We start from the raw sequence: 13,327 nt of genomic DNA on the forward strand, positions 1-13,327 counted from the left end.
AAAATTAACTTGGCATTGGAAGTCATTTTGAAATTATTTACTTATCTTCCGGAAATAAGCCTTTGAGTCCTGCTAGTCCTGGCATGCCACCCATGCCTCGCATCATTTGCTTGATACCACCTGGTTTGGTGAATTTTTTCATCATCTTTTGCATTTGCTCAAATTGTTTTAATAAACGATTAACGTCTTGGATTTGCGTTCCAGAGCCAAGGGCAATACGTTTTTTACGGGAACCTACAATAATTTTGGGAATGCGTCGTTCCTTGGGGGTCATAGAGTTAATTATAGCTACCGTTTGAGCCATTGCTTTGTCATTCACTTGACTCATTGCTTGTTGCGGTAATTGACCTATGCCGGGCAGCTTACTCATCATTCCAGTGATGCCTCCCATTTTATCCATTTGGAGTAACTGTTGTTTAAAGTCCTCCAAGTCAAATCCTTTTCCTTTTTTAAGTTTTTTGGCTAGTTTTTCACTGGCTTGTTTATCAGCTTTGCGTTCAACTTCCTCAATTAAAGTAAGAATGTCGCCCATACCCAAAATACGTGAAGCAATTCGGTCTGGATGGAAGGGCTCAAGGGCTTCTATTTTTTCCCCTTTCCCTAAAAATTTAATAGGTTGACCTGTTATATATTTAACAGAAAGCGCGGCACCACCCCGAGCATCACCATCAGTTTTGGTTAAAATCACACCGGTTAAGGGTAAAGCCTCATGGAATGCTTTAGCCGTATTGGCAGCATCCTGCCCAGTCATGCTATCGACGACAAATAAGGTTTCAGCGGGATTAACGGCTTGATATATAGCTTTGATCTCCGTCATCATTTCTTCATCAATATGCAAACGACCCGCAGTATCAAAGATTACAACATCAATGAATTGTTTTTTTGCACTTTCCAAGGCTTTAGCGGCAATGGTTAAGGGTAGTTCATGCGATTCTGCAGGAAAAAAGGTGACATCCAGTTGCTCAGCGAGCAGTTTAAGCTGCTCAATAGCAGCTGGCCTGTATACATCCAGGCTTACCAGCATTACCTTTTTATTTTCGGTCTCTTTTAAGTAGCAAGCCAATTTGGCGGAACTGGTCGTTTTACCGGAGCCTTGCAAACCAGCCATTAGGAAAACGGCGGGGGGTTGTGTTTTAAAATTTAATTCCGCACGTGAGTCCCCTAAAACATGAACCAATTCATCATGAACTATTTTGACAAAGGCTTGCTCTGGTTTCAGATTAGGGGTAACTTCTTGCCCTAAGGCTTTTTGTTTTACTTCGTCGATAAACTCTTTGACAACAGGAAACGCCACATCCGCTTCAAGTAGAGAAAGCCTCACTTCTCGCAGTGCATCGTGAACATTTTCTTCTGTTAAGCGTCCTTGACCACTTAAGGTTTTAAAGGCGCGGGTTAAGCGTTCGGTTAAATTCTCAAACATGACAATTACTCTAATGCAAAAAGGATTACTATAACATAGTAGACAGTGCCGCCAAAACTAGCAAAGACTAGAAATAGATAATTTAAGAATAATGATGGGGTTGTGTGTGTTTTATCCTAAAAAGAATGTAAATACAATATGTTTCTTGCTGTACAAGAGAGTCATATTTCCCTATTATCACCACCGTGATTAAATCAGTTGGGATGAATAATGTTATTTTTATTTATTGCCGGTGCTTCGGCTTCGGGAAAAACAGAAGTTGCCAATAAAGTTGTCGAAATACTTAATGAAAATAAAATTAAAACAGCAACCCTTTCCATGGATCATTACTATAAAAGCCAGCAAGAAAGAGGTGGCGTTATTGAGATAAATTTTGATATTCCTGAGGCTTGTAATTGGGAGTTATTAGAGAATCAGTTAAAAATGTTGTCTGAAGGCCAAATAATTAATAGACCCACCTATTGTTTCCTGGCCAAAGATAGACTGCCAACTACTCAGACGATTAATCCTAAAGATGTCCAAGTCGTTGTTGTTGAAGGTATTTTGGCGTTGCATAATGTAACAAATCTAAACCTTGTCAATAAACTGGCCATTTTTGTAGAAACAAACAGCTATCGTTCCATTCTTGCACGACGAAAAGAAAGGGATCAACAATTTCGGGCGACTTCGCCTGAAGAAACTGCAGCCAGAGAACGTAAGACAGTGGGTCCTGCATTTTTTAGATACATTGCACCAAGTAAGGCCAATGCAGACTTAACTGTCACTAATAATGACAGCGATGTGGTTGTAAATGAGCAGTTGCCAATAAATTCCGGTGTAAAAAATGGCATTGAAAAAGCTGCGGAAGAAATTATTGATAAAATAAGGGAAACACATGCGCAGCTTTTCCCTGCTGCAAAGATAGCCACGATTTAACAATATTTCCGATATTCTTATGTTAAAAAAATTTGCACCTGAAGATTATGAGGTTGTGGAATTTACTAACCATATACATCCACGTATTAAAGTACAACCTAGGTATTTTAATCAGGGTTTCTGCGCTTCTGCGTTAATGGTTGGTCGCCGTGCGGTATTGGATGGTTTATTAGAAGCGCTGAAAAGGGTACCTCAAACATATGGTTTTCTTATTTGGGATGTGTATAGGCCTAGAGAAGTTCAGCGAAAACTGTTTGATTGGATGTCTGAAAAAATTCGTAAGCAATATCCTGATTTAAGCGAAGAAGACCATTATAGGGAGGTTTTAAAATATGTGGCTCTTCCTGCAGAGGCAGGGGATGAGTATTGTTCACCTCATCTAAGTGGGGGTGCCATTGATTTGACGTTCTATGATCTTAAGACTGGACAAGAACTAAACATGGGGACGCCTTTTGATGATTGTAGTGAAAGAGCGCACAGTGGTTATTTTAATTTAAAATCGTTTCTATCTACGGAGGAAACTCAAATTAAACAGCGACGAGATTTCCTGCGGACAGCCATGGAGAGTGCTGGTTTTACGGCATACCACTATGAATGGTGGCATTTTGATGTAGGTAACATGTTTTGGGCTAATGTAACGGGACAAGCTGCTGTCTTTGGGCCTTTGTTTGGTGATGATGAGTGGCCTTCTTTATAGGCCAATCGCAGTTTGTTATGATGAGGTTTCTTGTTACCTAAGGAGACATGGTGCAGTTCTCTCTAACAACCCTTTCACTGGTACTAGCAGCATTGATTCTTATTTCAGCTTTTTTTTCAGGCTCAGAAATTGGAATGATGTCTTTAAACCGCTACCGCTTACGTTATTTAGTCAAACAAAATCATAAGCAAGCCATCCGTGTCAATCAGATGCTGGCAAGACCGGATAGACTGTTAAGTGTTATTTTAATTGGTAATACCTTTGCAAATATTGTTGCCTCAATGGTTGCCACCTTAATTGGCCAACGACTTTATGGTGACGTAGGCGTGCTTGTTGCAACTATTTTCCTCACCCTCATTATATTAGTATTCTCTGAATTAACCCCCAAAACAATAGCTGCACTACATCCTCAACAAGTTGCTTTTAAAGCTTCTTTCCTTTTAAAGATGCTGCAAAGTTTTTTTGCTCCCGTTATACACATTATAAGCTGGATAACTAACTTAATTTTAAGATTATTTGGTATTTCTATAGAAAAAAATCAACGTGAGGCATTATCCGGAGAGGAATTGCGTTCTGTAGTACATGAAGCGGGTGGGTTGCTACCGGTTGAACATAAGAGCATGGTTTTAGGTCTGCTGGATTTAGAGCAAGCAACTGTAGAAGATATTATGATTCCCAAGGCGGACATTGTAGGCATCGATTTAGAGCAACCTTGGCACAAAATCCTAGAGGAATTAGAAACTGCACAACATACTCGCCTACCTCTTTATAAAGATACTATCGATAATTTAGTAGGACTTGTCCATGTAAGAAGTATTCTCAACTTAATGCTCGAAGAGCGTTTAGATATGGAGAATTTACTCAAAATTGCAGATGCTCCCTATTTCATTCCTGAAGCTACCCCTCTTAATGTGCAAATTTTGAATTTTCAAAAGATGAAAAAAAGAAGTTGTTTTGTAGTTGATGAGTATGGTGATTTATTAGGTTTGGTCACCATGGAGGATATTCTTGAAGAAGTCGTGGGAGAGTTTACCACCGACATGGCTAATCTAAGTAAGGATATTATTCAACAGGAAGGTGGGTCGGTCATAGCTGATGCTAGCGTTACACTACGTCAATTAAATCGTCTGCTGGGTTGGCAACTACCTGCGATTGGCCCGCGAACCCTAAGCGGTCTTATTATCGAATATTTGGGTTATATCCCACCGGCTGATTGTTGTTTGCAAATTGAAAATTTTCAAATTGAAATTTTGAAAGTTAGTGAAAATACCATTAAAACTGTGCGAATGCTGAAAGTAGGCAAGAAGAAATAATTAATTAGCTCTGATCAGATTGTTCTTTAATAGATAATACTCGGGCAGTAAACAAATAACCGCCGTTACGGATGGTTTTAATGAGTGCGGGTTTTTTTGCATCCGTCTCAATTTTTTGTCTTAGTCTGCTAATCTGTACGTCAATACGGCGATCAAACGGGGTAAGATCACTATTTTTAGTGAGCTGTAATAAAAATTCTCGACCTAAAACTCGTTGAGGTTGGCGAACAAACGCTAAAAGTAAATCATACTCTCCTGCGCTAAGCTGTAATTCTTCGTGGGTGTTACTGTCAAACACTTGTCGCGAAGCAGGATATAAGCGCCAGTTGGCGAAAAGGAGCACCTCCTTTTCTTGTTCCATTTCTTTGGCTGCTCGTTGCACCCTTCGAGAGATTGCACTAATTCGCGCATGTAGCTCTCTAGGATGAATGGGTTTGACTAAAAAATCATCGGCGCCGATTTCCAACATATGAACACAAATATCTTCATCAACGTTGTCACTAATTACCAAGAGCGGCACAGTATAGCGGTGATACAATTTATTAATTATACTTTCGTCGTTTTTTTGAATAAGTGACCAGTTAATTAGTAATGCAGCAGGAGGCGGAGAGATTCCTTTATTAAGCTGGGTGAAATCGGGCTGTTGAATAATGTTAAAATCAAATTTGGCAAAATAATCCACCAACTGCTCATCCAGGGGGGCATCGTCGATAATAAGCAAATATTTTCGATGCGACATTTGTCTATCCCCTTCACTAGTGGCCCCTAAACTAGCAAATTATACACTGCATAGAAAGTATTTTACATCCTGTAGTAATCAGGCAAGTTCAAACTATTTAAAATTAATTTAAAACAGTCATCTTGCAAAGTTACTGGTTATTTTGGGCAAATTTTCATTGAGGCACTTTTTATATGCATTAGAAAACCTCAATATCTGCACTGGCAATAAAGAACGCTAATTTGTAGAATAGGACAGTTTTTTACCGGGACTATTACTGTTTTGTACCGAGAAGTCAACAAACCCTATTCCCGATTTAAATTTTAACGCAGGAGATAAAAGAATGAAGAAACTGTTTTATGCCCTAGGGGTAGTGTTATGTTTGGTCTTGGGGGCATGCTCCAAAGATGTACCCCCTGGAGATTATGATGTCAATGAAGTGGGTAAATTAAAAAAAGTTGCCTCGGGGGTCATTATTTCCAAACGCCCTGTTAAATTCCATAGTCAGGCGGCTACTGGTAGTAGTAATAAAGCACCGGGTAGTGAGTATCTTGATGGTGGCCATGGTTATGTTTATGTCATTAAATTAAATAGTGGCGCGATTGTTTCAGTAGCACAAGCAGAAGATTTAAACCTGAAAGTCAAACAAAAAGTATTGGTTGTATATGGTAAGACCACTCGGATTTTACCCGATAGCAGTACCAATTTATAATCCTGTCAGGAGAGGCCCTTGGGCATCTCCTGTTCTCCTGAAGTGGCAAAAATAAAGCCATCATGCTTAAATGATATTAAGAGAGATTATTTTATCTTTCTGTATCGTATATAAAAGTATCAAGCTCAGTATAAAGCGTTTCTAGCTACGAATGATGGTTAGGAGTCACTATGGGTGATGCAAAAGGATTTGCTAAAGACTGGCTGGTTAATGATTTCTATCGCACCAAGGCCTTAATAAAATATACCATCAAGCATATTGAAAACCGCTTACAAAAAGCGATGGGGGATGGGAAAAATACGAGGATGCGTATTGCGGATGCGGCGCAGTGTTGTTCTGAACTGGCCTTAAGATATGAGGAATTATTAAATTTATTAAAACCTACTGGCTCACAAGAACCCAATGTACCAAGTTCTCTTTCTGAGAATAGCCCCTCTCGATGCTATATAACAATTCAAACACTTAAACAGCAGTTTAACTCGAGTATGACTTTATCGGATGAAATAAGAATGGTCCGAAAGTTAAAATTTTATTACCAATTATTGCAGGAACAATTAAATAGAATGCAGCCTCAGTCACTAGAATATATTCAACGCTCATTAACAGGACAGCTTAAAATTCTGATTGAATCTCAGTCTTGTGCAGAATGGCTACATGCAACAGTAGCTTTTGCCAATGACTCCGGAGAAAATATTCTTTCTGCCTTAGCTTTATTGGCTAAACTGGATGACACAGAAATACTGCAGTTAGCTTCTTTGTTTAAACGCCCTGAAATTATATTTACAATTAATAATCTGTTCTTCTATAAGTCAAATCCTCATCAACTTTTTAAACAGGCTTTACACCCGGAAAAATTATTATCGGTAAAAGCAAGACTTTCTATGCTTCATCAATTTATTGAAAGCATGCATCAAACAATCATGCAATCCTTAAAACAGCGTGGTCTTGGTGAGTTACATGATTATTTACTGCATGGCGATGATCTACCGCAAGGGATTACTGTTGCAATAGAAGAAGAGATTCATAAATTGATTATTACCGCCTTAAAGGAATGGCGTCTGCCTAATATTATTCTGTCGGATGAGTTAGTCGCTAAAAATAAATTAAATAATTTATTCCGCGCCTACAAGTTTTGGTTTAATCCTAATCGTTTAATTGATACGGTAATGGCACTACAGCAACAATCTGGCCATAACTGTGATACTAGTGATGATTGCATGAAGTTTTCTGCTTACGTACAAGAATTATTTCAGCAATTATCGACTACAGAATGTCTGGATCTGTATGGTTATTTTTCAAATAAGGATAGTTGTTATCTGATGCGAAGCCTTGTGGCAGTGTTAGAAGATCAAAAAATTGCTGCTTTACCTTTGGCTACACAAGTACAAAAAGAGGCAATTGGCCGAGTTTTTCACACGCTTGATTGTACAATGGAGGCTCTCCGTCAAGAGTTACTGAATCGACATATCAACACGGCGCCCTATTCAAGAAGTAGTACACACAAACCACTAAAACCTGGTCGTCGCAACTTGGAAGCAATAAGCCGTATTATGGCACTTTATGCAAATCCTCCCGTACTGGAAAATAAAACGCTTGAGCAGTTATTCCAGGAGGTCGGGGGTCACATTTGACTTCGGATAAGAAGCCAGTTCCTTCTGGTAAAATTGCAACAATTGTTTGAGCATCGATTTGGCGGGGGAGGAGCGCGCAAAGGTTGAGTTTAAGTTATCAGTCCATTGGTTATCACTAAGGCGCAAAATAACGGTAATGTATTGATAATCATCAGGGTATAAAGCAACCAGCCAATTGCCATCAAGAATGGCATATAGTTTTAAGGCATCCAGTAAAGGTAATTTATCGCTTCTTAGCTGCAGTTGGTTGTTATTTGCATTTACTTCATACAATAGTTTTCCTAGAATCTTTGCCCTTTCCCGAGAAACAATCTGGTTAGGTAGCTCGCCGCTTTCTAAGAAAAAGGCACGTTTTTCAGGGCGCTCATTGGTGAGGATGGCATTCAGTAATGAAACGCCATCAAAGTTTGGCTTCAAAGCTATTTTTAAATAAGAATAAATGGTAGGTGCTATATCAATTAACGCCACTCTGGCATCAACCACCTTTGGTTTTAACGTTAGTTGGTTGTTATTAAAAAAATTAAAACTTAGCAAGCAATGAAATTGGACGGGACTAAGCAGGTCTGAACCGTGACCTGCACTCATGTCCAGTTCTGTGGATGTTTTGCGTTTAAAATAATCCGCAAGTTTACTTTGTCCCTCTCCCTGGTAATTGGCGATTTTCGTCCTTCTACTTCCGGATTGATATAATGATTCGCCATGGTCACTTAAAATAACCACCATCGCATTTTGCAATAAGCCAGTCTCTTTTAGCTGTTTAAAAAGTAATCCTACTTGTTTATCGGCTTCATAAACAGCGGAGAAATAGAGCCCTTCCCTTTCCTGTACGCTGTAGACATCACCGACTTCCGCGGGTGATGAGGTGGCCCAAGCGTAGGGCCAGTGGGGGAGTGCAAAATGTACGGCGAGAAAGAGCGGCTTTTGAGGGGAAGCATCTCTTAAGGTTTGATGCAATGCACGATTAAAACTATCAGGATAATAGGAAAAATGGCTGGCGCGGTTTAAATAATTATAGGGAAATAACCAACGACTGAGAGAGTAATTAATTAAAAAATTACTTAGGGGAAAATCATAAAAAGTTCCTAACAGTATGTCATTGACGCCTAAACGTGGCCCCACAATTTTTTGAAATCCGAACTCTTTATCGATTGTACTGAATCGACGTTCATCCGTTGCAAATATCGTTTCGTAACCTTTCTGTTGTAAAACCCAGGCAATACTTTTTGAACTTTTGACAAGACCAGAGGGCATTAAATTATAGCGGGCGTTATGATGAAGAGGATATAACCCTGTAAGAATACTGGCCCAGGCAGAATAGGTCCTAGCTAAAGGGGTAATGGCTTCTTTAAAAGACACACTGTTATTAATGAATTGATAAAGATTAGGCGTATCTGATGGATTAATTCGTTCGGGGCTGAGAGAGTCGATACCAATAAGAATGATATTAGGTTGTTGGGTTTGGTGTTTATTTGCCAACGGGGTATGCAGATAACGAAAAAAGCTTAATAAAAATACTACTAGGAATACCGCTGTTAGAAGTATTGGAAACCGTAAAAATGTCTTAATAAGAGCCAGGATAGTAAATAAGCCAAGCAATAGCAAAGAAACTATCATCAATCCTTTTATCAAAGGAATTGGAGTCTCGGGGAGAAACACGCGACTAAATAAGCTTAAAGGAAAAAAGAAGCAGTTGGCACTCAGTATTGCGATAACAGAAAGCGCATAAATAATGAGCTGCCAACGATCCAGGGCGATTTTTGCTAAATAGCTATCTTTTATCCCCCAAAGCCAAAACAGTTGTAGCAACGTTAATAAACAATAAAAAATAATTTGTATAGTGGCAGCGACCGCAATTTGTAAATAAACAGGTAGTGGAAGTGGGATTGCATTAAGAAAGCCCCCACTTTGACTAAGTACATAAGCAAACTGCAAACTTAGAAATAACAAGTTAAACAGAATGAAGTTGATAAAATAGTGGTAAAAAAAATTTTTATTCACGGTTTAGGTACAATAGTACTATTTAAATGCCAATTATAGACATAACCATCAATGGTATTAATATGTTTCAATTGGCTGCGCAGCGGTTCTTTAGCAAATTGTTTTAGGTGAGTAATAATATCTGCTTTAGATCCACCAAAGTCTTCGTTATACCATTCATAAATTTTAGAAACGATGAGTTCGCCTTCAATGACTTGGGCTCCCCGCAGAGAATTGATGTATTCTGAGGCATCTTCATTTAAGTCAGTTTCGATTGTGGAACCGCGATAAGCTTTTTTACTTAAATTAGCAGCGCCGATAGTGCCATTATTTATGGCATAGTGTGTACGCGGATCATTCCAGATAGGTCTAATTATTCGATTATTGATTTCGTCAAGTGATAATGGGGTCCCATTAATGGTAATGAGTTTGGCGCCCCAAGGACCGATACTAAATAATCCTGGTGAAATGTTAATTTCTTCAATGCTACCTACGGGGTAATAGTCAGCAATGATTTGTACTGTAAGCGCATTGTAAAGGTTTATCCAAAAAGCAAGTTGTTCGTCGCGATTGTAGGCATCGATATCAACCTTGCTCATTTTTGTGAGATAGCTTTTTAATAAATCGTAATCAGCATCCGTAAGGTTTGCATAATCAACGAGGTTAATGCCTTCTTCATTAGTCACAACGCGTTTATTTAGAAATTGTTGCCATTCGTCATGTGAAATAGTGGCCTTGGATAAAGGATTATTGGTTTCCCAAATAGGCCAAAGGCTTTTATTAAATGAAGCAAATACACTGGTACTAATAAGAAATAAAATAAAAAAGCTACAACCTTGTAGTAATCGACAAATCTTATGCATCTTTATATATTCACTATAGCTCGATTTCGCAATGCATTACTTATAGTATTACCATCCAAAAACTCTAGTTCTCCTCCAGAAGGAATACCATGTGCAAGCTGACTTATTTGTACTGGCTGATCATTCAGTAATTCATGAATAAAATGGACTGTAGTTTGGCCTTCGATAGAGGGGCTTAAGGCAAGAATTACTTCTGTAATGTTTTCTTCAATCACTAACCTGCGTAATTGAGGCAATCCTATGTCCTCTGGACCCATACCATCAAGCGGTGAAATTTTTCCCATTAATACATAATAACTTCCATTAAACGAGTTACTTTGTTCGATGGCTGTAACATCTGCAGGCGTTTCCACTATACATAGGATTTTTGAATCTCGTTCTGGATTTTGACAGAGCGTACATAACTCATATTCGGTATAATTTTTACAACGCTTACAGTGTTGAATAGTATGCATGGCCTCTTCGAGACAAGAAGCCAAATGCAAACCACGTTGACGTTGGTGTTGCAACAAATGAAACACCATTCGCTGAGCTGATTTTGGACCTACTCCAGGCAAACAGCGCAATGCATCCACCAAACGATTCAATGCATCCATTACTAAAATTATTCCTTCTCGCCATCCTTCAGGAAGTCAGTAGGAATATTAAGACCGGCAGTCAGTTCACTAATTTTTTGCTTGGAAGCTTGTTCTACCTTACGGGCTGCATCATTGAAAGCTGCAGTTACCAAGTCTTCCAGCATTTCCACATCATCCATTAATGAGGGGTTAATTTTAACTTTATTGACTTCATGGCGACCGTTCATTTCAACTTCAACCATGCCACTGCCAGAAACGCCTCTTACAACTAATTGACTTAATTGCTTTTGAGCTTCCTGCATGCGCTGTTGCATTTTTTGCGCTTCTTTCATAATGTTGCCAAGATTTTGATTAATATCCATGTTGACCTCTCATTTGGATTTATTTCGTTAATTATAATTCATCTTTAATGGATTCAATAGAATTTTTGACCAATTCGGCCGAAAACTCTTGTTTTAACTGCTGAAAAAAAGCATCTTCTTTTAAAGAATGTTCTGCTTCTTGCTGGCGTTGATGTTGTGCTATCTGCTTTTGTTGAGCGGGTGATGAATGTATCATCTCTTCGCAGGTTAATGCAATTTTAATTGTTTCTTTAAGATAGTTTGTCAAAGCCTGTTCGATGCGACTGGTAATTGCAGGAGTAAATAGCGACTGATGGCCCTTAGCTACACGCAAGTTTATCGCCTGCCCTTTTTTGGCAATAAATTCAGCATTTTCTGCCGCATTTAATGCTAAACCGGTAAGTTTAAGCTGGCTTAGTAATTGTGCCCAACCTTCTGCGTTGAGTGGCTGTTCTGGGACAGCATGCTCTACCGGCGAATCGATTTTTTCTTCAGCAGGAATTGGCTCCGATTCTTTTAGCGGTTGCTTTACGACAATGTCTGTAACTTCTAATGCAGCGGAGAAGTCTGGTGTCGAAGATTCATGCTTGAAATTATCCATTGTAGTATTCGTGGCTTTCTCATGAGGAGTTGACATTTCGTAAGCCAATGTAGGCGGTTTGGTTTGCGGAGCCGGTCTGAAAGTTAGCATCCGTAGGACAGTCATTTCAAAGCCCATTGCCAATGTAGGTGCCAAATACATCTCTTCTGAACCCTTTATACCTATTTGATAAAATAGCTGAATGTCTTCTGGGCTGAATTGTTTAGCTAATGTTTTAGCCTGTGAATTAATTTCAATTAAAGAACCATCCCCAATATTTTGATAGATGGTAATGTCGTGTATATGGTGCAGAAACTCATCCAGCACATAACGAAAATGCCCGCCTTCAGCTGCAATTTGTTGGCTAATTCGCAAAATTGTTTGAGGATTTGAAGTAGCCAAAGCATCTAATAATTGAATGGCGTAATCCTGTTGAGTGTAACCTAAAATTGCTTTCACTTCGGAAGCTACTAAATTTCCATTACAAGAGGCAATCGCTTGATCTAATAAACTTAAAGCATCACGCATACTGCCCTTGGCGGCTTTAGCCAAAATTTCCAGGGCTTCTGTTTCAAATTGTAAATGCTCTGCATCAAGTACCTGTTGCAAATGCAGACTAATTAATCCTGTGGTCAGATGTTTAAGATGAAATTGCAAACAGCGTGAAAGCACAGTGACAGGCAATTTTTGTGGGTCAGTTGTTGCCAGTAAAAATTTGACATGGGCCGGCGGCTCTTCAAGTGTTTTTAACAAGGCATTAAAGCTATGCTGCGAAAGCATATGCACTTCATCTATGAGATAGATTTTAAAACGGCCATGGGTGGGGGCGTATTGTACATTTTCTAATAGTTCTCGTGTATCTTCGACCCGTGTTCTGGATGCACCATCAATTTCAATTAAATCTAAAAAGCGCCCTTGCTCAATTGCCAAGCAGGACTCACAGTTTAAACAAGGCTCTGCGCTTACACCCTGCTCACAATTCAGTGCTTTCGCTAAAAGACGAGCTACGCTCGTCTTCCCCACACCACGAGTGCCAGTAAAAAGATAAGCATGGTGTAATCGCTGTTGATTAAGCGAATTAATTAATGCTTTATTAACGTGTTCCTGGCCAACCAGTTGAGAAAATGTACGTGGTCGCCATTTACGTGCTAGTGCCAAATAGCTCATAGGGCTTCACAAGTTGGGCGGCAGCTCTAAGAGCCACACCCCGGCGCCCGAATCAACTGCTACCGCTGCTCCCTTCCGGGCCTGACGGGGTTCACAATCTATCGTCGCGGGGGGACCAATAGAGCCACCATTGTTGAATTGCGAAGAGTAACAAAAAAAAACGAAGAGTGCCAGCGTTATTGTTTGATGCTATAAACTGACTCTGCTAATTTGTTACAGCAATACGTATCTATGAAGAAGTGAAAATCATTTAAAATGATTTTGTTCAAACAACTAATTAGATATCTCATTATATATAGCACATGCTTTTGGAAAGGAAATTCAAACAAACGAAAAAAGTTATGATTTAGCAAAAAAGTGTTTGACAAGGAAGTGTAGATGAGTAGAATACGCATCACGCCTTCGGGGCGGTTTC

12 protein-coding genes and 1 other RNA gene are annotated in these 13,327 nt (G+C 39.2%); 5 read left to right on the forward strand and 8 right to left on the reverse strand.

Features of this window, described 5'->3' with window-relative positions:
* Window positions 1–37 precede the first annotated feature (37 nt).
* On the reverse strand, window positions 38–1,420 hold the full coding sequence (ffh, locus tag Ljam_RS11365) for a signal recognition particle protein (RefSeq protein ID WP_058450132.1): 1,383 nt from the start codon (window positions 1,418–1,420) through the stop codon (window positions 38–40).
* Window positions 1,421–1,630: 210 nt separating this feature from the next.
* On the opposite strand from ffh, the gene Ljam_RS11370 reads away from it, so the two are divergent.
* Genes Ljam_RS11370 through Ljam_RS11380 form a run of 3 tightly spaced genes read left to right on the forward strand, consistent with a single transcriptional unit; the run spans window position 1,631 to window position 4,345 of the window.
* Window positions 1,631–2,335, forward strand: coding sequence for a uridine kinase family protein (locus tag Ljam_RS11370; RefSeq protein ID WP_058450133.1), 705 nt, complete (start codon window positions 1,631–1,633; stop codon window positions 2,333–2,335).
* 19 nt (window positions 2,336–2,354) lie between these two features.
* Window positions 2,355–3,032, forward strand: a complete 678-nt coding sequence (locus Ljam_RS11375) for a M15 family metallopeptidase (protein ID WP_058450134.1) — start codon at window positions 2,355–2,357, stop codon at window positions 3,030–3,032.
* 50 nt (window positions 3,033–3,082) lie between these two features.
* Complete coding sequence (locus Ljam_RS11380) at window positions 3,083–4,345, forward strand: HlyC/CorC family transporter (RefSeq protein ID WP_058450810.1); 1,263 nt, start codon at window positions 3,083–3,085, stop codon at window positions 4,343–4,345.
* A 4-nt stretch (window positions 4,346–4,349) separates the two neighbouring features.
* On the opposite strand, the gene Ljam_RS11385 is transcribed toward Ljam_RS11380, so the two are convergent.
* Window positions 4,350–5,084, reverse strand: a complete 735-nt coding sequence (locus Ljam_RS11385) for a response regulator transcription factor (protein ID WP_058450135.1) — start codon at window positions 5,082–5,084, stop codon at window positions 4,350–4,352.
* Between the two features lie 322 nt (window positions 5,085–5,406).
* Between Ljam_RS11385 and Ljam_RS11390 the strand changes: the two genes are divergently transcribed.
* Window positions 5,407–5,775: a hypothetical protein gene (locus tag Ljam_RS11390; RefSeq protein WP_058450136.1), complete on the forward strand. Its 369-nt coding sequence runs from the start codon at window positions 5,407–5,409 to the stop codon at window positions 5,773–5,775.
* Between the two features lie 170 nt (window positions 5,776–5,945).
* Window positions 5,946–7,406: a hypothetical protein gene (locus Ljam_RS11395; RefSeq protein ID WP_058450137.1), complete on the forward strand. Its 1,461-nt coding sequence runs from the start codon at window positions 5,946–5,948 to the stop codon at window positions 7,404–7,406.
* On the opposite strand, the gene Ljam_RS11400 is transcribed toward Ljam_RS11395, so the two are convergent.
* The 6 genes from Ljam_RS11400 to ffs form a co-directional block, all read right to left on the reverse strand.
* Window positions 7,377–9,404 carry a sulfatase-like hydrolase/transferase gene (locus Ljam_RS11400; protein ID WP_058450138.1) on the reverse strand — a complete coding sequence of 676 codons (2,028 nt, stop codon included), beginning with the start codon at window positions 9,402–9,404 and terminating at the stop codon, window positions 7,377–7,379. The two genes, Ljam_RS11395 and Ljam_RS11400, sit on opposite strands and share 30 nt — an antisense overlap.
* Window positions 9,401–10,246: a DUF547 domain-containing protein gene (locus tag Ljam_RS11405; protein ID WP_058450139.1), complete on the reverse strand. Its 846-nt coding sequence runs from the start codon at window positions 10,244–10,246 to the stop codon at window positions 9,401–9,403. Before Ljam_RS11405 ends, Ljam_RS11400 begins: the two co-directional genes overlap by 4 nt.
* A gap of 2 nt (window positions 10,247–10,248) precedes the next feature.
* Window positions 10,249–10,842: a recombination mediator RecR gene (gene recR / locus Ljam_RS11410; protein ID WP_058450140.1), complete on the reverse strand. Its 594-nt coding sequence runs from the start codon at window positions 10,840–10,842 to the stop codon at window positions 10,249–10,251.
* A gap of 8 nt (window positions 10,843–10,850) precedes the next feature.
* Window positions 10,851–11,186 carry a YbaB/EbfC family nucleoid-associated protein gene (locus Ljam_RS11415; protein ID WP_058450141.1) on the reverse strand — a complete coding sequence of 112 codons (336 nt, stop codon included), beginning with the start codon at window positions 11,184–11,186 and terminating at the stop codon, window positions 10,851–10,853.
* Window positions 11,187–11,217: 31 nt separating this feature from the next.
* Window positions 11,218–12,912, reverse strand: coding sequence for a DNA polymerase III subunit gamma/tau (dnaX, locus tag Ljam_RS11420; RefSeq protein ID WP_058450142.1), 1,695 nt, complete (start codon window positions 12,910–12,912; stop codon window positions 11,218–11,220).
* 24 nt (window positions 12,913–12,936) lie between these two features.
* Window positions 12,937–13,033: signal recognition particle sRNA small type (gene ffs, locus Ljam_RS14805), an RNA gene on the reverse strand.
* Window positions 13,034–13,327: the final 294 nt, after the last annotated feature.

Origin of the sequence: Legionella jamestowniensis, from assembly GCF_001467745.1 — a bacterium.
Taxonomy (GTDB): domain Bacteria; phylum Pseudomonadota; class Gammaproteobacteria; order Legionellales; family Legionellaceae; genus Tatlockia; species Tatlockia jamestowniensis.